This is a genomic window from Bacillus cereus group sp. MYBK195-1 (assembly GCF_051916605.1).
GTDB classification, from domain to species: domain Bacteria; phylum Bacillota; class Bacilli; order Bacillales; family Bacillaceae_G; genus Bacillus_A; species Bacillus_A cereus.
Window position 1 is genome coordinate 257,824 of record NZ_JBQAGZ010000002.1, and the last position, 20,964, is coordinate 278,787.

Below are 20,964 nucleotides of genomic sequence, written 5' to 3' on the forward strand. Positions count from 1 at the left end.
TAGAAGTTCTCTCCTTTTTTTGCTATGTTTTTTGGGAAAGGAGAGGAAGGGATGTTCACTTATTTATATGCACTGTTAGCAGGGATGGTGTTTGGTTCTTTTTTTATGCTAGTTGCGATGAGGGTTCCATTAGGTGCTTCTATTATTACCCCGCGTTCACATTGTGATTATTGCAAATATGTGCTAAGGACAAAAGAACTAATCCCTATCATTTCATTTTATATACAAAGAGGCTGTTGTACGAATTGTAAGAGGAAAATTCCAATTATGTATGTAGCATTTGAATGTATAACAGGAGGTATATTTCTTCTTACAGTGTATATGATTGGAATAGAACGAGAGCTTATTATTATTTTATCCCTTTTTTCGCTACTTCTTATTATTTCAGTTACAGATTACTTATATATGTTAATTCCTGATTGTATTTTAATTTCGTTTGCCTTTTTACTCATTCTCGAAAGTGTTTTTGTACAATTAGTTACTTGGACAGATAGTATAGCTGGTAGTGGTGTTATATTTATTTTGTTATATTGCATGCAAAAGATATATCCAGAAGGGCTTGGCGGAGGAGATATAAAACTACTTTCGTTACTTGGATTTATAGTAGGAGTGAAAGGAGTTTTTATCGTTTTATTTTTAGCATCTTGTTTTAGTCTTTGTTTTTTCGGGATTGGTATCGGATTAAAACGTATAGAAGTACGAAAGCCAATTCCATTTGGTCCTTTTATTAGTCTCGGGGCAATATGTTATGTATTGGCCGCATATTCAAATTAGAGAGGGAATCGAAAATGAACGTATATATGGATGATCAAAGAAGTTGCCCGTCCGAGTATGTGCCCGCAACTACAGTAGAATGTGCTTTGCAAATGGTTCGGGATTATGATGTGAATATTCTTTCTCTTGATTTTAATATGGGATGGGGAGCGAAAAATGGACTAGATTTTGTAGAAGCTTTTTGTACAGAGGGGTTATATGTAAATGAAATTCACTTTCATACGAATGATGTTATCGGTATGCACAAGATGAAACAGAGAATGGATAAGGGAAAGGAAGAAGGAGAAATTACTCCTCACCTTGTTGTTAAATACGTGGGAAGCTAAAAACTCCAAAGTAAAACTTTGGAGTTTTTAATGCTTCATATGGGCTTGTAAAGGAATAATCTCTTCTTGTTGAGCTGTTGCGATTTCAGTTTCTTCCTGTTGAACTTCAGGCGTTTTCTTTGTTAAGTAGTGGTATACCATACCGACAAATACTGATCCGCCAATAATGTTACCAATTGTAACAGGAATTAAGTTATGAATAGCACCTGAAAAAGAAATTGTCTCAGGATGCGGTGAAACTAAAGATAAAGCAAAGAGTGATAAGTTTGCAATACTATGTTCGTAACCAGATAAGAAGAATGTGAAAACAAGTAGCATCATGACCATTATTTTTGCTGTGTCACCTTTAACCTGAGAAGGTAAGAAGCAAGCAAGACATACGAGCCAGTTACATAAAATGGCTTTAAAGAATAACTGCATTGTAGGTGTATTCATCTTTCCTTCAACGACTTTACTCATTAAGTGACCGTGATCAATTGCTTCAAAAATTCCAGTTGCGTAAAATAGTAAGGCAAAGAATAATGCGCCGGCTAAGTTACCTGCATAACAAGCAACCCAGTTACGAAGTGTATCAGAAATCGTTGTTTCTTTTCTTAAAGTTGCTACAGTAAAGTACATTGTGTTTCCAGTAAACAATTCAGCACCGCCATATATAATAAGTACGAGAGCAATCCCGAAAAACATAGAGGCAGATAAATAAGTTGCTGGTGAATCTGCAATGTGAAAAAAGTTACCTAATTTAAAACATAGTACAATAATAAAACCGATATAAATCCCCGCAAGTGCAGCACGAATGAAATATTGCATTGGGTTTGTATCTAGTATTTTCTTTTTGCTTTTAGCCAGTTTGACAACATAATCTAGTCCTTGTTCTAGCATGAGTAATACGCTCCTTTAGTAAATCTTCTATAAATACTCCTTATATGAATAAAGTACATGGAATTGTTCCTACTTTCAATGAGTTTGTGCAATGTTTCACAAAAAGGACATACATACATTAAGAAAACGTTTACAAAAGGTAGTATAATGGAATTTTTTCTGGACATTGCGAGGAAGAAAGGAAAAAGAAAAAGCGCTGTAATTACAGCGCTTTTTCGTCTAAATTCTTTTCCATTTTTACTTCTACTTCTTTTGAGAAGAACCAACCACCAACTGCGATTCCGACTAATACAATCCAGAATGTAAGCTTCCACGGAGTGGATTCTGGGAATGAATGTGGAATTACATTTAATGCAGGGTGTGCTAACGTATAAACTGCTAGCTTCACACCAACCCAACCTACAATTAAGAATGCTGCAGTTTCAAGCCCTGGTTTACGTTTTAAGATTTGTACGAAAGCAGTTGCTGCAAATCGCATAATGATTAATCCGATAAGTCCACCTACAAAGATAACAACGAATTGCCCAGTATCAAGACTACCAATTGTACCTAGTCCTGTTTTTGGTAAAGTCATTGCTAGTGCAACAGCAGCTAAAATTGAATCAACTGCGAAGGCGATATCAGCAACCTCAACTTTAAATACAGTCCACCAAAAGTTCTCTTGTTTTTTCTTTGCTTCTTTTTCTTCTGTTTCTTCATCTGTATTCTTTTTAACATATGTTTTAAATAAGTGATTACCAGCGATAAACATAAGGTAGATGGCACCGATTGCTTGCACTTGCCATACATCGACTAAGAACGAAATCATAAATAACGATCCAAATCGGAAAACGAATGCCCCCGCTAATCCGTAAAATAGTGCTTTCTTTCGTTTTTCTTCTGGTAAATGTTTTACCATAATTGCAAGAACAAGAGCGTTATCAGCCGCTAAAATCCCTTCAAGTGCAATTAGGATGAGTAATACCCAACCATACTCCAATAATAATGATACATCCATGTACATTCTCCTCTCATCTCTATAACTTCTAAATAAGTGAAGAATTTCCCCACTATTTAGTTTCCCCATACTCCTGCCTATTAACTTTGGAAGAATCTGGAAATGAATGCAAAAAAGACCTCTGCCGTTAATAGGCAAAGGTCTTGCTAGACATATGTAATAAAAATGCCAACAAAGCCGGAAGAACTAAGTTCTACGTAATGACGACTTTGTTTCCAAGATATATTCTTGGACGCTACTCCCCTTTGGAGATATGTTATTGTATTCTCATTATATGGATAATTTATACGGTTGTCAACCTGTTAAAATATCTTCATTCGGATATTTTATTTTTCGGTTCTTTTTACGAGCAAATGAAAATGCCAATGTTAAAGGACCCATTTTCCCAAAAAACATCATAAAAATAATAATCGCTTTTCCAATTATAGTTAAGTGGGGTGTTAAGTTCATACTGAGGCCAACAGTCCCAAATGCTGAAAATACTTCGAAAGCACTCATCAATAGAGGAACTCGTTCAGTAATACTCAAAATTAAAATAGCAAAAAAGATAAATGAAATAGAAATAATAGTAATGGTTAATGATTTGACAATGAGAGTATCTTTAATGGATTTTTTAAATACGACAATATCTTCTTGTTCTTGTAAAAATTTAAATACGCCAAAAAATATGATTAAAAATGTTGTTAACTTAATCCCCCCACCCGTTGAAGCACTACCAGCACCAATAAACATAAGTAGCATCATTAATAGCAGGGAAGGTTTTGACAATGTAGAAATATCAACTGTATTAAACCCGGCAGTTCGCGTTGAAATTGCTTGGAAATAAGAGGCCATTCCTTCTTCAAATGGGGTAAAACCTCTCATAGAAAGAGAGTTATGGAACTCGAATATAAAAATAAAAAGGGTAGCAATAATGTTGATGATTAGAGTAGAAGAGAGCATAAGTTTTGAATGTAGTGTAAGGTTTTTAAAGTTTTTCTTTCTTTTTATGTCTACGATCACTGTAAAACCAATTCCACCTAAAATGATGAGAGAGGAAATGACGAAATTGACAATAATGCTATGAGAATGGGACATTAAATTATCGCTCCACACAGAAAAACCAGCATTGTTAAAGGCTGAGATTGAATGGAAAAAACTATAATAGATCCCTTTGGTAACCCCGTATTTTGGTACCCACTCAAAAGAAAGAATTAAAGTAGCGATACATTCGACTGTAAAAGAGAATAAAAATAATGCTTTGGCAAGACGGATGACGCCGCCTATATTCGTTTGATTTAATGCTTGTTGTAATAAAATACGGTTTTGAAGACCGATTTTTCTGCCGAGCATAATCGCAATTAAGACAGCAAAGCTCATAATACCAAGTCCGCCAACTTGTATAAGCGTTAAAATGACACATTGTCCAAACAAAGTAAATACTTTTCCAGTGTCCACAACACCAAGCCCTGTAACCGTACAGGCAGAAACTGTTGTAAATAAAGCATCGAGCCATGAAATAGACGTTGTTGTAGCGATTGGAAGCTTTAATAAGCATGTACCTATAATTGATAACATGATAAAAGACAAAGTAAGAACGCGGGGAGGACTCATACGAATGTTAATCCGTTTCATGTTATATATCGTTCCTTTCTGTTTGCTCTTACTAGTATGTGAAAAAGTCCGATTATGTATGTGAAAAATAGAAAGAGGCAGAGAATATCTGCCTCTAAGCCATATGTTATATTATTATCCGCGTAATTGTTGTTGAGCTAAAGAAACAAGACGTTTTGTTACTTCACCGCCAACTGATCCGTTAGAACGAGATGCTGTATTAGACCCTAAGCTTACGCCGAATTCTTGTGCAATTTCATATTTAAATTGATCAAGTGCTTGTTCAGCACCTGGAACTAGTAATTTGTTTGTTTTTGCCATGATGATACACATCCTTATGAGTAATCCAGTCCAGATAAGTACTTATCTGAATTGGTACTGTTATTTTATGTGGAACCGGCGTGCTCATACGCGGAAGTAATCGGTGTGATTAGAAGTTATTGGATAGAAAAAAGAGTAGCAAATTTGCTACTCTTTTTTTAGTATTGTCGCTGTACCTTCCACGACAATATCATCCGATTGATTATATATATTTGTTTGCAACGTAATGATTTTTTTATCGTCACGCTTCTTAATAACCTCTGCCACAACGCGAAGTGTATCACCGATTTTGACAGGGGCACGGAATGAAACATTTTGGGATAAATAAATCGTATTTTTGCCTGGGAGTTTCGTTCCAAGGATGGTAGAAATAAAACTCGAAACGAGCATACCATGGGCAATGCGTTCTTTAAACATTGTCGTTTTTGCAAAAGAGTCTAAAATGTGAATAGGATTCACATCCCCAGTCAATTTTGCAAAATTGATAACATCTTCATCTGTAATTGTTTTTGTAAGGGATGCTTGATCACCGACTTGAATCTCATCATAACGAAGCTCCGGGACGGTTTGTGCTTCTTGAAATGGATTCATTTTGTCCTCCTTCTTTTCCATATCGAAAAATGCCAGCCATCTTGATGTAGTAGGAGGAAGAAAGAGTTTTGTTTGTGCTGCAGTTAGCTCCCACATTTTTCTTACTTGATGGAAGTAAATAGATTTTTTGAGTTTTCCTCGAACTTTTTTGCGAGTTCCAACTGTTTTGACTTGAACTCTTCCAAAAAACCTTCTAACTGTTTTTGAGCCTCTTCACGTTGTAATTGTTGTTGCTCAATAAATTGTTTTGTTGTTTCTTCAAATTGACCGCTTGTTTGTGTAAGAATTGACAAAGATGTTTTTGTAGGAGAAACAGTAAGTTGATGCATATGAGCAGAAAGTTCCTTCCATTTGTCCTGCCACTCGTTAATTTGATCATTTAAGGAGTTTCCAGTTAATTGTTTCACGTAATCTGTATATTGGTTGTTGAACTGAGCAGTGAGTTGTTGTAGTTCTTTTTCTAGTTCATCTACTCCTGATGTTAATTTATGCAAAGCGTCTTGTTGTTGTTTTAATGTTTCTAAAGTAAGCTGCTCTAATTGTTTCCCAGCTGAAGAGAAAAGGGAAAGTGATTGAGACCAGTTTTTCCAAAATGCATCGACTAATTCGTATGGTTTAGTTTCCATTATTTGACCCCCAAATGTTTTTTTGCATATTGTGAACGCAGATTACTCTGCTGTACCACCAGGTGAAGATGAAGAATCCTTTTCATCCTTTTCTGGAGAAGTAGAAAATGGAAAGAATGCATTGGTGTATAACGTGAAAAACGTTCGCAACATATTTTGATAATGTTCAAAAGAAGTCGCACATGTTGTTAAATATTGCTCTCCATATTCAGTTAAAGAATAAATTCTTTTTGCCGGCCCTCCATCGCTTGTATCCCAAGTAGAAGAAATAAGGTTTTCTTTTTCTAATTTGCGTAGTGTTCTATAAACATTACCTTGGTCAACAGAAGAAAAGCCGATATCCATTAGCATTTGAATAAGTTTGTAACCATGAAGACTCCAGTCTTTTAGACATAGAAGTAAGAAGGGAACTAAGAAGTTTTTTGGCATGGAGTTGGGTTGTTTCGCTTGGTTGCTCTCCAAACTTTCGCGTTGTTCTGGTTCATTTTGTAGCATGATTGTGCATCACCTCATGAATCAGTTAGATGGAATTTTTTGCTTATAAGTGCAATTTACACCTATCTGTTTTTAAAGTCAACACATTTGTTAGAAAATAGAAAAAAATAAAATATAGACTTGAAGTTTTATTCAGAATATTAGAAAATAGTGAATAGGTTGAATTGTTTCAAAAACGAAAAAAGGAGTGTAGGTAAAGTGATTGATCAAAAATTCGATCCACTACAAGCATGGAAAAATGCTTATGAACAAACCGAAACATTTTGGGGAAAAGCGCTCAATGAAACAATTAAAACAGAAGAATATTCTGCTTGGATGGGCAGCGTTCTAGATTTGAATTTGTTTTATCAAAAAGCATTAAATGATACGACAAAAAATTATTTAGAACAAGTAAATGTGCCGACGAAAGAGGATATCGCAAGAGTGGCTACGCTAGTTATTAACTTAGAAAATAAAGTAGATAACATTGAGGAGTTTCTAGAGGAGAAAGTCGATTCTTTAGGACAAGCTCCTACATTAAAGCGTGATGTGACGAAAGTGAAACAAGATATTCGTACGCTTGAAACAAAAGTAGATCAAATTTTAGAATTGCTAGAAAAGCAAAATGCAGTACTAGCTAAACTACAAGTACCTGTAAAAGAAGAGGTAAAGCCTGCGAATAAGCCAGAAAATAAAAAATGATCAAAGCGCTTGTTTATAACAGATAAAAGAGAGAGGGAGAATCTCTTTTCACGTATAAACAGCGAAACATAATTATATATGGACTCTATAGTATGAGTACCAAAATGATTCATAACAATCGTTCACAAATTCATTTAAGGGGGAAAAGAAATGGTTCAATTAAATGGAAAAGTAGCAATCGTAACAGGTGGAGCAAAAGGAATTGGAAAAGCAATTACAGTAGCATTAGCACAAGAGGGAGCGAAAGTAGTTATTAACTATAATAGCAGTAAAGAAGCAGCTGAAAATTTAGTAAATGAATTAGGAAAAGACGGACATGATGTTTATGCAGTGCAAGCGGATGTTTCTAAAGTAGAAGATGCAAACCGACTTGTAGAAGAAGCTGTGAATCATTTTGGTAAAGTTGATATTCTTGTTAATAATGCTGGTATTACAAGAGATCGTACATTCAAAAAGTTAAATCGTGAAGATTGGGAGCGCGTAATTGACGTGAATTTAAGTAGCGTATTTAATACGACAAGCGCTGTTCTTCCATACATAACAGAAGCGGAAGAAGGAAGAATTATTAGCATTTCTTCTATTATTGGTCAAGCAGGTGGATTTGGCCAAACAAACTACTCAGCAGCAAAAGCGGGTATGTTAGGATTTACAAAATCATTAGCGTTAGAACTTGCAAAAACAAATGTCACTGTAAACGCTATTTGCCCAGGATTTATTGATACTGAAATGGTAGCAGAAGTACCAGAAGAAGTACGTCAAAAAATCGTTGCAAAAATCCCGAAAAAACGTTTTGGTCAAGCTGATGAAATTGCAAAAGGTGTAGTATACCTATGCCGTGACGGTGCGTATATCACAGGTCAACAATTAAACATTAACGGCGGATTATATATGTAATGAAGTAAGAAAAAAGTGCATATCCATAGCAGGAATGCACTTCTTTTTTTTAGAAGGAAATCGACCAAAAAGGAGATAGAAAAATGACTACATTCGCAACAGAATGGGAAAAGCAATTAGAGCTATACCCAGAAGAGTACCGAAAAGCATACCGCCGAGTGAAAAGGGCGAGTGAAATTTTATTACGTGAACCAGAGCCGCAAGTAGGATTAACGCCGAAAGAGGTTATTTGGACGAAGAATAAGACGAAGCTTTATCGCTACATTCCAAAACAAGAAAAAACACAAAGAGTTCCAATTCTGTTAATATATGCTCTTATTAATAAACCATATATTATGGATTTAACTCCTGGAAATAGTTTAGTGGAATATCTAGTGGATCGTGGTTTTGATGTGTATATGCTTGATTGGGGCACATTTGGTTTAGAAGATAGTCATTTGAAATTTGATGATTTCGTGTTTGATTATATTGCAAAAGCAGTAAAAAAAGTAATGCGAACTGCAAAATCGGACGAGATTTCTTTACTTGGTTATTGCATGGGTGGAACGCTAACTTCTATTTATGCAGCACTTCATCCGCACATGCCAATTCGTAACCTAATCTTTATGACAAGTCCTTTTGATTTTTCTGAAACAGGATTGTATGGTCCTTTATTAGATGAGAAATACTTCAATTTAGATAAAGCGGTTGATACATTTGGAAATATTCCGCCAGAAATGATTGATTTCGGAAACAAAATGTTAAAGCCAATTACGAACTTTGTTGGTCCATATGTTGCTTTAGTAGATCGTTCAGAGAATGAACGCTTCGTCGAAAGCTGGAGATTGGTTCAAAAGTGGGTTGGTGATGGTATTCCGTTCCCAGGTGAATCATACAGACAGTGGATTCGTGATTTTTATCAAAATAATAAATTGGTTAAGGGTGAACTCGTTATTCGCGGACAAAAGGTAGACCTTGCAAATATTAAGGCGAATGTCTTAAATATTTCTGGGAAACGTGATCATATCGCTTTGCCATGTCAAGTAGAAGCATTGCTAGATCATATTTCTAGCAATGATAAACAATATGTATGTTTACCGACAGGACATATGTCTATCGTTTACGGTGGAACAGCTGTAAAACAAACATATCCGACGATTGGAAATTGGCTTGAAGAGCGTTCTAATTAAAGATAAAAAATCCAACTAGCCTATGTTAGTTGGATTTTTTTATGAAAAATAACAAAACATAGAAAGGAGAAATTTATATTTTAGGAGTATAATTATGAAACTTATGATGGGTAAGTTGTTTTGGAATACAGGAGTTTCTGTACCTTGTTATCCACTGTTAGAAAATGATATGATATGTGATGTGCTCGTAGTCGGAAGCGGCGAAGCCGGTGCTCATATAGCGCATTCGTTAGCGAAAATTGGCATGTGTGTTACACTTATTGAAAAAAGAGCCATTGCATGTGGTAGCACAGCTGCTAATACAGGTTTACTACAATTTCTTCATGATAAATCGTTAACCTCTCTTATCCATACATTTGGTAAAGAAAAAGGGGTGCGAGCATATAAGCTTTGTTATGAAGCGCTAAGAACAATGGAAGCGGTAATACCGACTCTTGATATTAATCCCCATTTTATTCTGCGAAATAGTTTATATTATGCAAGTAAAAGTGAGGATGTCTCATTTTTACAAGAGGAGTACAATACGTTACAGAATTATGGATTTCCTGTTGAGTATTTTACAGCATCTGATATTAAGGAGCGTTATCCTTTTATAAAACAAGCGGCATTATATACACACGGTGATGCTGAGGTAAATCCGTATTTATTAGCACATAGTCTTTTGCATAAAGCAAACCAAATGGGAGCTAATATATATGAACATACAGAGGCAATACATATAAAAAAACGTAAAAATGATTTAATTTGTTACACGAAAACAGGGAATCAAATTGTAGCAAAGAATATTATTATGGCGACAGGTTATGAAGCGCTTTTTGGAAAGAAAGAAAAAAATACAACAGTAGACATCTCTTATGCAATTGTAACAAATGAAATAGATCAGTTTGAAGGCTGGCATGAGCGATCGTTAATTTGGGAAACGGCACGGCCCTACTTATATTTTCGAACGTATCAAAACCGCATTATTGTAGGCGGATTAGATGAAGCGATGCAAATTCAAACAATCGGTGATACGAAATTATTGCATAAGCGTGATATCCTTATTAATATTGTAAAAGAGATGTTCCCGCAGTATAAAAATATACAGGCAGACTACTATTGGGCAGCTGTATTTGGTGGTACTCATGATGGGCTTCCCATTTTAAAAGAAGATGAAAAGATACATAATTTATTTTACGCATTGCCGTATGGAGGTAATGGAACTGTATATGGAATGGTCTTTGCCAAATTATTTGAGCAGTTATTTACAAATAAAGAAAGTAAAGATTTTTCTTTATTTAATCGATAGAAAAAAGGTAGCGAAGTGATGGAATGAGAGATATAAAAAAGTTTTTACAAAAATTACGTCCTGTACAACTCATCGTTTTGTTTTATTTATTAGCGGTAGTTGTATCGGTGATATTGCTTAGTTTCCCGTTTGTTACGAAGCCCGGTGTGAAATGGACATTTATAGATGCTCTTTTTACATCGGTTAGTGCGGTAAGTGTTACGGGGCTGTCTGTTATTACGATTCCAGATACGTTTACTACGGCAGGAATTATTGTTTTAGCTCTTATTTTACAATTAGGCGGCTTAGGAATTATGGCGCTTGGTACATTTGTTTGGATCATTACGGGGAAAAAGATTGGTTTGCAAAGAAGAAGATTAATTATGGCAGATCATAATCAAGGAAATTTATCGGGTCTCGTAGAATTGATGCGTTCTATTTTAATTGTAATTATTTCGATAGAACTTATTGGAGCAATCTTATTAGGTACAAGATTTTTACTTTACTTTCCGACTTGGCAAGAAGCTTATTTTCACGGTTTCTTTGCAGCTGTTAGTGCGACTACGAACGGCGGATTTGATTTAACAGGACAGTCATTAATTCCGTATAAAAAAGATTATATTGTTCAAATGATTCATATGTTACTAATTATTTTAGGAGCGATTGGTTTCCCTGTGCTAATGGAAGTAAAGCAATTTCTTAGTAAAAGGCGACAACAATTATTCCGTTTTTCATTATTTACAAAATTGACGACTACAACATTTTTCACACTCGTTGTTGTGGGTACAATTATGATTTTTTTACTGGAGAGAAATCATTTTTTAGTAGGAAAATCATGGCATGAAACTGTATTTTATACATTATTTCAATCTGTGACGACGCGAAGTGGTGGACTTGCAACAATGGATATACGTGAATTATCACAACCGACGCTTTTATTTATGAGTATATTAATGTTTATAGGGGCATCTCCAAGTTCGGTTGGGGGCGGAATACGTACAACTACATTTGCTGTTAGTATATTGTCACTATACACCTTTGCAAGGGGCGGTAGAACAGTTAGAGTCTTCAAACGTCAGCTACATGAAGAGGATGTACTGAAAGCATCTGTCGTTATGACGATGGGGATTTTGTTATGTGCTACTGCGCTATTCATTTTATCTATTACGGAAAATGTACCGCTTATGAGCTTAATTGTTGAAGTTTGTTCTGCTTTCGGAACGACGGGACTATCAACAGGTGTTACGCCTGATTTAACAACTGTTGGGAAACTTGTACTTATTGTGCTTATGTTTATCGGACGCGTTGGTATTTTAACATTTATTTTAGCTAGTGGTGGAAGGGAACAACCACCTCGCTATAAATACCCGAAAGAGCGGATTATTATTGGATAGTATGAAACCATTCTACCTACGTTAGGTAGAATGGTTTTTTAGTCGTTAATGCCAAATTGTGGATGCATAAAAGCTTCATTTTTATTATCCACTTCGTTTTTTAGTAACTCTTGATTTTCTTCTGAAATCCACCCAATATCATTTGTCGGATGGATCCACTCATCGCCAGCCATAATGGCAGGATCTACTTCATCACTCCAATTGTTAAGCGGACTGTTCTCGGAATTATATTTACTGTCTCCAATTACAACATTATATTGATTCACAAAAGGTTGTTGCATCGTTTTTCCTGTTCCTTTAAAAGATGGAAAATTCATTTGATGCGGGAGCGTTTCGTCTAAAATGGGTGATTGAATCTTTTCTTTTTTCTTCAAAATTATCGCTCCTTTTTATAATGATTTCTTCATATGTAGTATTTCCATCTAACGCCTCTTATGTACTTGTTAACACTTGCCAGTAATAATTATTTTAAGTTGTTTCAAACTAGAGTAGAAAGTGATTTCTTGAGAGCAGGTGAATGTATTGGTAAAAAGAAAAGTGAAACAAAATGCGGCAATCAATAATAATAAAACTCCGAAAGAAAGCTTACCAGATGCAGAATTTGCATTAGAGTATGAAGGAGAAAATAGCGCAAAGTATGCGAATCGTAATTCAAAAAAAGGGAAACAAAAATGAGGCGTTTTTTACAAACGCCTCATTTTTTTGTGGGATTATAAAGGTTTTTTTAATTATTTGTAAATTTAGTGTTTTCTATTAGCGGAAAAATGCGAAAAAACATAGAAGTAGCAACGTATTACACAAAAACAAACAACAAACAAAAGATTAATGTTGGTTTAATACTGCTTTTACACTAGTTGTTTATATTTGAGTTGTACATAAGATTTGTAAAAGGAGAGAGAAACAGTGAAAAAAACAATCTTTAAAGCTGTAGCGACTGGAATGGTATTTTCGTTATTAATGGGGTGTGGTGCAAAGAAGGAAGAAAGTGCTGGAGCGAAAGTGAAAGATGACAAATTATCTGGATCATTAACTGTTTACACAGCAATTGAAGAAGAACTTGTACCAATTTATCTTGATTCCTTTAAAAAGAAATATCCTGATGTGAAATTGAACATTGTACGTGATTCAACAGGAGTTATTACTGCGAAATTGCTAGCTGAAGGGAAAAATACACAAGCAGATGTTGTATGGGGAACTGCGGCATCAAGTCTATTAGCTTTAGATAAAAAAGATATGTTAAAAGGATACTCTCCAAAAGGAGCAGATCGTGTTCTTCCACAATTTAAAGATGATAAGCAACCTGAAAAATGGGTAGGAAATACTGCATTTATGACGGGGATTGCTGTAAATAAAGAAGAGTTAAAGAAGAAAAATTTACCGATGCCAGAATCATATGAAGATTTAACGAAACCAGAGTATAAAGGAACACTTGTTATGCCACATCCAGCATCATCTGGAACAGGATTTTTAACAGTTTCTGCATGGCTACAAATCATGGGTGAAGATAAAGGCTGGGATTACATGAAGAAACTTCATGATAATATGGCAAGTTATACGCATTCAGGATCAAAACCAGCGAAATTAGCAGGAGCGGGTGAATATCCAGTTGGCGTATCAATGGTTTATAGTGCTTTGAAAGAGAAACAAAAAGGTGCACCAGTTGAAGTTGTATTGCCGAAAGAAGGATTAGGTTGGGAAGTAGAAGCGAACGCACTTATTAAAAAAGATAATGCAAAAAATGAAAAATTAGCGCAAGCATTTTTAGATTGGGCGATTACTGATGATGTAATGAAGTTATACTTCGAGAAAAATGGATTTGCGACAATTAAAAATGATTATAAACTTCCAGATGGATTCCCTAAAGATGTAACAGAAAAGTTATACAAAAAGAATGACTTTAAGTGGGCAGCAGAAAATCGTGACAAAATTTTAGAAAAATGGGAAAAAGAGTTTGGCCAAAAAGCAGAACCGAAAAAGTAAGTGAGTGGGAGAGAGAAAAAATGAGCGAATATTTATCAATTCAACACATTCAAAAACAGTTTGATGCATTTACAGCGTTAAAAGATATTTCTTTTACTGTGAACAAAAATGAGTTTGTATGTTTATTAGGCCCAAGTGGTTGTGGGAAAACGACATTGCTTCGAATTTTAGCAGGTCTAGAAGAGGCAACAACAGGTAGTATAGCTGTGAATGGAAAAGATATTACAGCATTACCTCCTGGAAAGAGAAACTTCGGAATGGTGTTCCAATCGTATGCATTATTTCCGAATTTAACAGCACTTGAAAATATTGAATACGGCTTAAAGACAAAAAAATATGGAAAAGCAGAAGTAAAAGAGAAAGCGCTAGAGGCGTTAAAACTTGTAGATTTACTGAATGTAAAAGATAAATATCCTGCTCAAATGTCTGGTGGACAACAGCAGCGAGTGGCACTTGCACGTGCGCTCGCTCTGTCTCCAGATATTTTGTTACTTGATGAGCCGTTATCTGCTTTAGATGCGAAAGTACGTGAAAAGTTACGTAGAGAAATGCGTGATTTGCAAGAGAAAGTAGGAGTAACAACTATTATGGTCACGCATGATCAAGAAGAGGCATTAACGATGGCTGATAAAATTGTTGTAATGAATCATGCGGAAATTATGCAGATTGGAACACCAGAGGAGATTTATCAAAGACCAGCCAATCCGTTTGTGGCAGATTTTATTGGTTCTATTAATTTCTTTTCGAAAAATAACGAAGAGCATGCAATTCGTCCTGAACATGTAACAATTGTACAAAAGGACGGTATTAAAACAGTTGTGGAAAGTATGGAGTTTCGTGGATCTGTATATCGGACGGAAGTGCGAGTCGTAGAAGAAAACACATACCTTTATAATGAGAAAATTGTAGTGGATATATTAGCATCAGAAGTAGAAGTAGCTGATATTAGAAAAGGAAAGCCGATTCAAATCTCTTTCTCAGAAAATCATATGTTGTCATATGGAAAGAAGGTCATTGTATAGATGGAGATGTTAGAAAACTACAAGGTAGAAAGTGCGAAAAAAAAGATTAAGAGAAGTATAGGGAAAGAGGAATGGATCCAAAGGCTTGTAATTATCGGTATGATTCTTTCCTTCCTTATCATACTTGTATTACCACTATTACAACTATTTACACAAGCTTTTTATAATAAAGATGGAGTTTTCATTGGTTTAGCGAATTTCAGTAAATATTTCACAACGCCGACTTTAGTTCAGTCTTTACAAAATACGGTATGGATTTCGGGCGCAACAACAATTATTTCAGTTTCAATTGCATTCGTTTACGCATATGCGATTGCCCGTACGAATGTTTTTGGAAAGCGTGTATTTCAGTATGTAGCGTTATTACCATTGTTTGCACCAACGATGATGCACGGTATAGCACTTACATATTTATTTGGTAATCAAGGGCTAGTAACGAAAGGAATGTTTGGGTTATTTGAAGGTATACAAATCCCTTTATATGGACCAGTAGGAATTGTAATAGCTGAAGTTATGTATACATTTCCGCAAGCCTTTCTCATATTACTAATTGCCTTTCAAGGATCCGATTATCGTTTATATGAAGCTTCTAATATGCTAGGGGCGAGTAAAACAAAACAATTTTTCACGGTTACTTTACCTAGTGTAAAGTACGGATTAATTAGTGCAATGTTTGTTGTGTTTACACTTAGTTTCACTGATTTTGGGGCACCAAAAATTGTTGGTGGACAATATAATGTGCTTGCTACTGACGTATACAAACAAGTAATTGGACAGCAAAATATGTCGATGGGTGCAACAGTTGGAATGATTTTATTAATCCCAGCTATATTCGCATTTGCAGTTGATCGTATTACGCAAAGAAAGCAGGTGAATTTCTTATCTTCAAAAGCAGTACCATACAGAATAATAGCTAATAAGAAAAGAGATGTCATCTCATTCATATACTGTAGTGTGATTACATTTATGATCATTTTGTTATTTGTGGCAGTTGGTATTGCTGCAAGTGTGAAAGTATGGCCATATAATATGAGTTTTACATTTGAGCATTTTATTTTTTCGAGTTTAACAGGAGATGGACTTGAAGCATTTAAAAATAGCGTAATTGTTTCAGCAGTTACAGCAGTTATTGGGGCGATTTTAACATTTGTATTTGCATATGCAATTGAGAAAATAGACCAGCTACAATTCTTCCGAAAAACAGGTTACTTTTTCTCTATCGTTCCTTTAGCCATACCAGGTTTAGTACTCGGATTAGGATATGTCTTTTTCTTTAGTCAACCAACGATTCAAATTTTGGGACTATCAGTAACGAACCCGTTTCATTCTTTATACGGAACAATCGCTGTGTTAGTACTAGTAAATATCATTCATTTTTATTCTGTAACATTTGTCACGGCAACGACTGCTTTAAAGAAATTAGATCGAGAGTTTGAGCTTGTTTCGCAGTCGATGGGTATTCCGTTTTATAAAACATTCTTTAGAGTAACGGTACCAATGTGTTTACCAGCAATTTTAGAAATGGTAATGTACTACTTCGTAAATTCAATGGTAACTGTATCGGCAGTTGTATTCCTATATGCAGCTGATTTTAAACTAGCTGCCGTATCAATCGTAAATATGGATGATGCAGGAAATGTGGCGCCAGCAGCTGCAATGAGTGTGCTTATTGTTGTTACAAATATTGTAGTAAGAGTTGTATATGAATGGGGAACGAAAGCACTTCGTAACCGAACTTCACAATGGCAAAAAAGATAAGTAAGAAAGGTGATGGACAGAATGAAAATTGAAGCAGTTATTTTTGATTGGGCAGGGACAACAGTTGATTACGGATGTTTTGCACCACTAGAAGTATTCATGGAGATTTTTCATAAACGGGGTGTAGCAATTACAGCAGAAGAAGCTCGTAAGCCAATGGGGTTATTAAAAATAGATCATGTAAGGGCACTTACTGAGATGCCTCGTATTGCGAGTGAGTGGAATCGTGTTTTCCGACAATTACCAACAGAAGCAGACATTCAGGAGATGTATGAAGAATTTGAAGAGTTTCTCTTCGCTATTTTACCGCGCTATGCTTCGCCGATTAATGGAGTAAAAGAAGTGATTGCTTCTTTACGTGAAAGAGGAATTAAAATTGGTTCAACGACTGGTTATACGAGAGAAATGATGGATATTGTAGCAAAGGAAGCAGCGTTACAAGGATATAAACCTGATTTTCTTGTTACGCCAGATGATGTTCCAGCAGGCCGTCCATATCCATGGATGTGCTATAAAAATGCAATGGAACTTGGTGTGTATCCGATGAACCATATGATAAAAGTTGGGGACACAGTATCAGATATGAAAGAAGGTAGAAATGCTGGAATGTGGACAGTGGGTGTAATTCTTGGCAGTAGCGAGCTCGGTTTAACGGAAGAGGAAGTGGAGAATATGGATTCGGTAGAACTTCGTGAAAAAATAGAAGTAGTTCGCAATCGTTTCGTTGAAAATGGGGCGCACTTTACGATAGAAACGATGCAGGAACTCGAAAGCGTAATGGAACATATCGAGAAACAAGAACTTATTATTTCATAAAAGGGGAATAGGATCATGACTGAAAATCACTACTTATTATTAACACCAGGACCATTAACGACAACAAAATCAGTAAAAGAAGTTATGCTATACGATTGGTGTACGTGGGATGATGAATATAATACGATGGTGCAAGAAGTAAGAGCTAAACTTGTATCGTTAGCGACGAAGGAAGAAGAGAAATATACAACAGTGTTAATGCAAGGAAGCGGTACGTTTTCAGTTGAAGCAGTAATTGGTTCTGTTATTCCGGCAAATGGGAAGCTTCTCGTTTGTACAAATGGTGCGTACGGTAAGCGCATTGTGCAAATGGCAGAGATGTTACAGATTGATGTAGTGGTCAGTCAAACAGAAGAGTGGGAACCTACTAATATTGTAGAAGTAGAGAAGTTATTGCAAGAAGATAAAGAGATTACGCATATTGCAGTTGTTCATTGCGAAACGACGACAGGCATTATAAATCCAATTGTAGATGTATGTAAATTAGGAAAACAGTATGGAAAGGTTACAATTGTTGATGCGATGAGTAGTTTCGGCGGGATTGAAATAGACATTGCTGATTTACAAATTGATTTTTTAATTAGTAGTGCGAATAAGTGTATTCAAGGGGTTCCTGGATTCGGATTTGTAATCGCAAAACGTGATGAATTATTGAAGTGTAAAGGGCAAGGACGCTCTTTATCTCTTGATTTATATGATCAATGGGAAACGATGGAAAAACAAAATGGGAAATGGCGTTTTACTTCACCTACACATGTTGTACATGCTTTTTATCAAGCACTACTTGAACTAGAAAAAGAGGGAGGAGTAAGAGCGCGTTACAATCGATATTACAACAATCAAAAACTACTAGTAAATAGAATGGGAGAAATCGGATTTAAGCCACTAGTAGATGAGGAATATCAATCTCCTATTATTACATCTTTCATTTATCCAAAAGAGGGATTCGAGTTTCAACAGTTATATAACGAATTAAAGCGTTATGGATTTGTTATTTACCCTGGAAAAATTTCGAAAGTAGATACGTTCCGCATTGGAAATATCGGTGATGTACATGAAGAAGATATTAATCGCTTAGTTGATAGTATTGCTAAAGGAGCTGTTATTGGGTGAAAGTATTTTGCTTAGGTGGAGCAGGTAAAATTTGTCGCGAAGCTATTTTGGATTTAGTTCAATTTTCATCTTTTGAGACAATTACAGTAGCTGATTTTAACGAGGTAGAGGGCCGTAAAGTAGTAGAATGGCTCAACGACCCTCGTGTTGATTTTGTAAAAGTAGATGTAAAGAATCACGAGGATACGGTTGCAAAAATGATTGGTTATGACATTGTAATGGACGGTACGACGATAAAGTTAAACAGATTGTCGACCCGCTGTATTGCAGAAGCAGGCTGTCACGGTGTGAACTTAAATGGATTTGGTGAAGAAAATGAATCGCATGCTATATTTGTTGAAAATGAAAAGATATGTTTACCTGGATTTGGCATGACGCCAGGTGTAACGCAAATGATGGCAATGCATGCAGCAAATCAATTGGATACTGTAGAGTCTGTCCGTGTAAGTCACGGTTCGTATCGTCCGATTGCTTTTTCTGCATCAATTACAGAGACAACGACATATGAATATGATCCATATTTACCATCGCGTACAGTGTATGAAGATGGTGAATTTAAGCAAGTACCTCCGTTTGCGCGTCCGAGAGAAATAGAATTGCCAGAGCCTTATGGTAAGGCAACGCAGTATATCATTCCGCATTCTGAAACGATTACGCTAGCAAAGGCATTAGAAAATAAAGGTGTCAAACTGATAGAGACGAGAGGAACTTGGCCACAGCAAAATATGCAACTTGTACGTGCTTTATATGATTACGGCATATTGCGTAATGATCAGATTGAAATAAACGGGAAAGAAATAGGCATTATGGATTGTATTTCACAGTATTTATTGCAATCGAAAGAAGGGCAAGAAACAGAGCTTTATGGTTATGCACTTCATGTAGAAGTAATAGGTATGAAAAATAATGAGAAGCAAAGACATGTGTTATATCATACACATCCGTTATCTGATGGTTCTGTTGTAGGATGGGAAAAATTAAGAGCGTATACGAGAAACGTCGGTATTCCATTTGGGATTGCTGCAGAGTTAATTGCAAATGGAAATGTAAATAGGGTGGGTGTTGTTACGCCTGAAGAAGCCTTTGAAAATCCACAATTGATTTTTGATGAGCTAGCAAAGCGCGGTATTCATATTCATGAAGAAGTTTCTACTTATAAAGAAAATTATAGCTTTGTATAAGTAAGGAAGTTTATAAGGGAGATATAAATGAGGTGAAGCTATGTCTGTAGTAGGAGAAGAAAGAAAGCGAACCATTCTTGAAAAGGTAGAATTTAAAGGGAAAGTAAAGGTTTCAGAATTAGCGAGAGAATTTGCTGTATCAACAGAAACGATTCGTCGATATTTAGAAGAATTAGATCGTGAAAAGAAGCTGAAAAAAGTGTATGGTGGAGCTGTTCAACTTCCAGGCGCTGGAGTAGAGGCACCAATGTTAGAAAGAGAAATGCTACATATAGAAGAGAAGAAAAGAATTGGTTATAAAGCAGCGACATTTGTAGAAGACGGTGATGTTATTGCAATTGATGATGGAAGTACACCGCTTCAAATGGTTCCATACCTTGTTCATCGTAAAAACTTAACGATTGTAACAAGTTCATTTCCAGTCGCAACACAATTAATTTCTTCTATTAATAAAAAGATGTTTCACGGTGAAGTTTTATTTATAGGTGGAAAAGTATCTCCAAAGCATTCGCGTGTATCAGGGTCTATTTCTCAGCAAGTCATACAGCAATTTCATTTTCATAAAGCGTTCGTTTCGATTGATGGGTTATTACCTAGTTTTGGAGTTTCCAGCTTTGAATTAGAGAAAGCGAAATTGTCAGAGGCGATGATGAAATTAGCTGAGAAAACATATATTTTATGTGATCATACGAAGGTAGGAGTGAAAGGGAATTATCGTATAGCAGCAATTTCGCGTATTCAACACGTAATTTGTGATAAAAAAATGCCATATAGCTTTGAAGAAGAACTTAAGAAGCATAATATTCAGTGGACAGTTTGTTAAATACAGTGAAAGCACATAAACTCCCGCCTAATTTTTAGGAGGGAGTTTTATTATCTGTAAATCGTAAAATAAAAGATTTGCAGTTATGCAAAAAGTGGACACATTTTCTCACCTCTTTCATATAATTTACCAATACAAAAAAAGTTGGTCGAAGGAAAGAAGGGAGAACATGTCAGAACGAATATATAATAAACTTGTATTGTACGCGAATATTTTGCAAAAAATCGGTGTCATCAATGAGAAGGAAAAAAGTGAAATTCTTCA

General features: G+C 35.6%; 23 protein-coding genes and 1 riboswitch. Of the genes, 15 read left to right on the forward strand and 8 right to left on the reverse strand.

Annotated features, from left to right (window positions below):
* Window positions 1-51 precede the first annotated feature (51 nt).
* Window positions 52-774 (forward strand): prepilin peptidase, encoded by a 723-nt coding sequence (locus ACTFRY_RS10930; protein WP_000495716.1) that lies wholly within the window; start codon window positions 52-54, stop codon window positions 772-774.
* A 14-nt stretch (window positions 775-788) separates the two neighbouring features.
* Window positions 789-1,100, forward strand: a complete 312-nt coding sequence (locus tag ACTFRY_RS10935; protein ID WP_141541486.1) for a cyclic-phosphate processing receiver domain-containing protein — start codon at window positions 789-791, stop codon at window positions 1,098-1,100.
* Window positions 1,101-1,127: 27 nt separating this feature from the next.
* Here the strand turns inward: ACTFRY_RS10935 and ACTFRY_RS10940 are convergent, their stop codons facing one another.
* From ACTFRY_RS10940 to phaQ, 7 genes are all read right to left on the reverse strand, one after another.
* Entirely contained in the window at window positions 1,128-1,979 is an 852-nt protein-coding gene (locus tag ACTFRY_RS10940) for a formate/nitrite transporter family protein (RefSeq protein ID WP_000893029.1), read from the reverse strand.
* A 202-nt stretch (window positions 1,980-2,181) separates the two neighbouring features.
* Window positions 2,182-2,976, reverse strand: coding sequence for a TerC family protein (locus ACTFRY_RS10945; RefSeq protein ID WP_350369221.1), 795 nt, complete (start codon window positions 2,974-2,976; stop codon window positions 2,182-2,184).
* A gap of 82 nt (window positions 2,977-3,058) precedes the next feature.
* A riboswitch (yybP-ykoY riboswitch) is annotated at window positions 3,059-3,232 on the reverse strand.
* Window positions 3,233-3,270: 38 nt separating this feature from the next.
* Window positions 3,271-4,590 (reverse strand): TrkH family potassium uptake protein, encoded by a 1,320-nt coding sequence (locus ACTFRY_RS10950; RefSeq protein WP_000822339.1) that lies wholly within the window; start codon window positions 4,588-4,590, stop codon window positions 3,271-3,273.
* Window positions 4,591-4,704: 114 nt separating this feature from the next.
* Entirely contained in the window at window positions 4,705-4,890 is a 186-nt protein-coding gene (locus ACTFRY_RS10955) for an alpha/beta-type small acid-soluble spore protein (RefSeq protein ID WP_001140707.1), read from the reverse strand.
* A gap of 147 nt (window positions 4,891-5,037) precedes the next feature.
* On the reverse strand, window positions 5,038-5,481 hold the full coding sequence (locus tag ACTFRY_RS10960; RefSeq protein WP_001067916.1) for a MaoC family dehydratase: 444 nt from the start codon (window positions 5,479-5,481) through the stop codon (window positions 5,038-5,040).
* A gap of 101 nt (window positions 5,482-5,582) precedes the next feature.
* The gene (phaP, locus tag ACTFRY_RS10965; RefSeq protein ID WP_000448594.1) at window positions 5,583-6,107 is read right to left on the reverse strand and encodes a polyhydroxyalkanoic acid inclusion protein PhaP; all 525 of its coding nucleotides are present in this window, start codon (window positions 6,105-6,107) and stop codon (window positions 5,583-5,585) included.
* Window positions 6,108-6,149: 42 nt separating this feature from the next.
* Window positions 6,150-6,602: a poly-beta-hydroxybutyrate-responsive repressor gene (gene phaQ, locus ACTFRY_RS10970; RefSeq protein ID WP_000939955.1), complete on the reverse strand. Its 453-nt coding sequence runs from the start codon at window positions 6,600-6,602 to the stop codon at window positions 6,150-6,152.
* A gap of 198 nt (window positions 6,603-6,800) precedes the next feature.
* Between phaQ and phaR the strand changes: the two genes are divergently transcribed.
* The 5 genes from phaR (at window position 6,801) to ACTFRY_RS10995 (ending at window position 12,007) form a co-directional block, all read left to right on the forward strand.
* Complete coding sequence (phaR, locus tag ACTFRY_RS10975; RefSeq protein WP_000566942.1) at window positions 6,801-7,283, forward strand: polyhydroxyalkanoic acid synthase subunit PhaR; 483 nt, start codon at window positions 6,801-6,803, stop codon at window positions 7,281-7,283.
* 150 nt (window positions 7,284-7,433) lie between these two features.
* Window positions 7,434-8,177, forward strand: coding sequence for an acetoacetyl-CoA reductase (locus ACTFRY_RS10980; RefSeq protein WP_000250407.1), 744 nt, complete (start codon window positions 7,434-7,436; stop codon window positions 8,175-8,177).
* 83 nt (window positions 8,178-8,260) lie between these two features.
* A complete protein-coding gene (gene phaC, locus ACTFRY_RS10985; RefSeq protein WP_000206333.1) occupies window positions 8,261-9,346 on the forward strand; it encodes a class III poly(R)-hydroxyalkanoic acid synthase subunit PhaC in 1,086 nt (361 codons plus the stop codon).
* A 94-nt stretch (window positions 9,347-9,440) separates the two neighbouring features.
* A complete protein-coding gene (locus tag ACTFRY_RS10990) occupies window positions 9,441-10,634 on the forward strand; it encodes an NAD(P)/FAD-dependent oxidoreductase (protein ID WP_098616843.1) in 1,194 nt (397 codons plus the stop codon).
* Between the two features lie 23 nt (window positions 10,635-10,657).
* Window positions 10,658-12,007: a TrkH family potassium uptake protein gene (locus ACTFRY_RS10995; RefSeq protein ID WP_001204691.1), complete on the forward strand. Its 1,350-nt coding sequence runs from the start codon at window positions 10,658-10,660 to the stop codon at window positions 12,005-12,007.
* 38 nt (window positions 12,008-12,045) lie between these two features.
* Here ACTFRY_RS10995 and ACTFRY_RS11000 read toward each other — a convergent pair whose 3' ends face one another.
* Window positions 12,046-12,381 carry a DUF3905 domain-containing protein gene (locus ACTFRY_RS11000; RefSeq protein WP_000726028.1) on the reverse strand — a complete coding sequence of 112 codons (336 nt, stop codon included), beginning with the start codon at window positions 12,379-12,381 and terminating at the stop codon, window positions 12,046-12,048.
* A 148-nt stretch (window positions 12,382-12,529) separates the two neighbouring features.
* On the opposite strand from ACTFRY_RS11000, the gene ACTFRY_RS11005 reads away from it, so the two are divergent.
* The 8 genes from ACTFRY_RS11005 (at window position 12,530) to ACTFRY_RS11040 (ending at window position 20,700) form a co-directional block, all read left to right on the forward strand.
* Window positions 12,530-12,682: a hypothetical protein gene (locus tag ACTFRY_RS11005; protein ID WP_000240799.1), complete on the forward strand. Its 153-nt coding sequence runs from the start codon at window positions 12,530-12,532 to the stop codon at window positions 12,680-12,682.
* Window positions 12,683-12,910: 228 nt separating this feature from the next.
* Window positions 12,911-13,987, forward strand: a complete 1,077-nt coding sequence (locus tag ACTFRY_RS11010) for a putative 2-aminoethylphosphonate ABC transporter substrate-binding protein (protein WP_000750895.1) — start codon at window positions 12,911-12,913, stop codon at window positions 13,985-13,987.
* 20 nt (window positions 13,988-14,007) lie between these two features.
* Window positions 14,008-15,009: a putative 2-aminoethylphosphonate ABC transporter ATP-binding protein gene (locus tag ACTFRY_RS11015; RefSeq protein ID WP_000006191.1), complete on the forward strand. Its 1,002-nt coding sequence runs from the start codon at window positions 14,008-14,010 to the stop codon at window positions 15,007-15,009.
* A complete protein-coding gene (locus ACTFRY_RS11020; RefSeq protein ID WP_440032344.1) occupies window positions 15,010-16,767 on the forward strand; it encodes a putative 2-aminoethylphosphonate ABC transporter permease subunit in 1,758 nt (585 codons plus the stop codon). It begins immediately after the preceding gene.
* Window positions 16,768-16,788: 21 nt separating this feature from the next.
* Complete coding sequence (phnX, locus tag ACTFRY_RS11025; protein WP_098616842.1) at window positions 16,789-17,583, forward strand: phosphonoacetaldehyde hydrolase; 795 nt, start codon at window positions 16,789-16,791, stop codon at window positions 17,581-17,583.
* 15 nt (window positions 17,584-17,598) lie between these two features.
* On the forward strand, window positions 17,599-18,696 hold the full coding sequence (gene phnW, locus ACTFRY_RS11030; protein ID WP_000138231.1) for a 2-aminoethylphosphonate--pyruvate transaminase: 1,098 nt from the start codon (window positions 17,599-17,601) through the stop codon (window positions 18,694-18,696).
* Complete coding sequence (locus ACTFRY_RS11035) at window positions 18,693-19,877, forward strand: saccharopine dehydrogenase family protein (protein WP_016117450.1); 1,185 nt, start codon at window positions 18,693-18,695, stop codon at window positions 19,875-19,877. Before phnW ends, ACTFRY_RS11035 begins: the two co-directional genes overlap by 4 nt.
* Window positions 19,878-19,917: 40 nt before the next feature.
* Window positions 19,918-20,700 (forward strand): DeoR/GlpR family DNA-binding transcription regulator, encoded by a 783-nt coding sequence (locus ACTFRY_RS11040; protein WP_000117667.1) that lies wholly within the window; start codon window positions 19,918-19,920, stop codon window positions 20,698-20,700.
* The last annotated feature ends 264 nt before the right edge of the window (window positions 20,701-20,964 follow it).

What these genes read in the sequence shown, in the direction of transcription:
- phaP (WP_000448594.1), bottom strand. Translation starts at nt 6,107, where the DNA reads ATGGAAACTAAACCATACGAATTAGTCGATGCATTTTGGAAAAACTGG.
- phaC (WP_000206333.1), top strand. Translation starts at nt 8,261, where the DNA reads ATGACTACATTCGCAACAGAATGGGAAAAGCAATTAGAGCTATACCCA.
- ACTFRY_RS11015 (WP_000006191.1), top strand. Translation starts at nt 14,008, where the DNA reads ATGAGCGAATATTTATCAATTCAACACATTCAAAAACAGTTTGATGCA.
- ACTFRY_RS10930 (WP_000495716.1), top strand. Translation starts at nt 52, where the DNA reads ATGTTCACTTATTTATATGCACTGTTAGCAGGGATGGTGTTTGGTTCT.
- phnW (WP_000138231.1), top strand. Translation starts at nt 17,599, where the DNA reads ATGACTGAAAATCACTACTTATTATTAACACCAGGACCATTAACGACA.
- ACTFRY_RS10960 (WP_001067916.1), bottom strand. Translation starts at nt 5,481, where the DNA reads ATGAATCCATTTCAAGAAGCACAAACCGTCCCGGAGCTTCGTTATGAT.
- phnX (WP_098616842.1), top strand. Translation starts at nt 16,789, where the DNA reads ATGAAAATTGAAGCAGTTATTTTTGATTGGGCAGGGACAACAGTTGAT.
- ACTFRY_RS10950 (WP_000822339.1), bottom strand. Translation starts at nt 4,590, where the DNA reads ATGAAACGGATTAACATTCGTATGAGTCCTCCCCGCGTTCTTACTTTG.
- ACTFRY_RS10980 (WP_000250407.1), top strand. Translation starts at nt 7,434, where the DNA reads ATGGTTCAATTAAATGGAAAAGTAGCAATCGTAACAGGTGGAGCAAAA.
- phaQ (WP_000939955.1), bottom strand. Translation starts at nt 6,602, where the DNA reads ATGCTACAAAATGAACCAGAACAACGCGAAAGTTTGGAGAGCAACCAA.
- ACTFRY_RS10955 (WP_001140707.1), bottom strand. Translation starts at nt 4,890, where the DNA reads ATGGCAAAAACAAACAAATTACTAGTTCCAGGTGCTGAACAAGCACTT.
- ACTFRY_RS10990 (WP_098616843.1), top strand. Translation starts at nt 9,441, where the DNA reads ATGAAACTTATGATGGGTAAGTTGTTTTGGAATACAGGAGTTTCTGTA.
- ACTFRY_RS11020 (WP_440032344.1), top strand. Translation starts at nt 15,010, where the DNA reads ATGGAGATGTTAGAAAACTACAAGGTAGAAAGTGCGAAAAAAAAGATT.
- ACTFRY_RS10935 (WP_141541486.1), top strand. Translation starts at nt 789, where the DNA reads ATGAACGTATATATGGATGATCAAAGAAGTTGCCCGTCCGAGTATGTG.
- ACTFRY_RS11040 (WP_000117667.1), top strand. Translation starts at nt 19,918, where the DNA reads ATGTCTGTAGTAGGAGAAGAAAGAAAGCGAACCATTCTTGAAAAGGTA.
- ACTFRY_RS10945 (WP_350369221.1), bottom strand. Translation starts at nt 2,976, where the DNA reads ATGGATGTATCATTATTATTGGAGTATGGTTGGGTATTACTCATCCTA.
- ACTFRY_RS10940 (WP_000893029.1), bottom strand. Translation starts at nt 1,979, where the DNA reads ATGCTAGAACAAGGACTAGATTATGTTGTCAAACTGGCTAAAAGCAAA.
- ACTFRY_RS10995 (WP_001204691.1), top strand. Translation starts at nt 10,658, where the DNA reads ATGAGAGATATAAAAAAGTTTTTACAAAAATTACGTCCTGTACAACTC.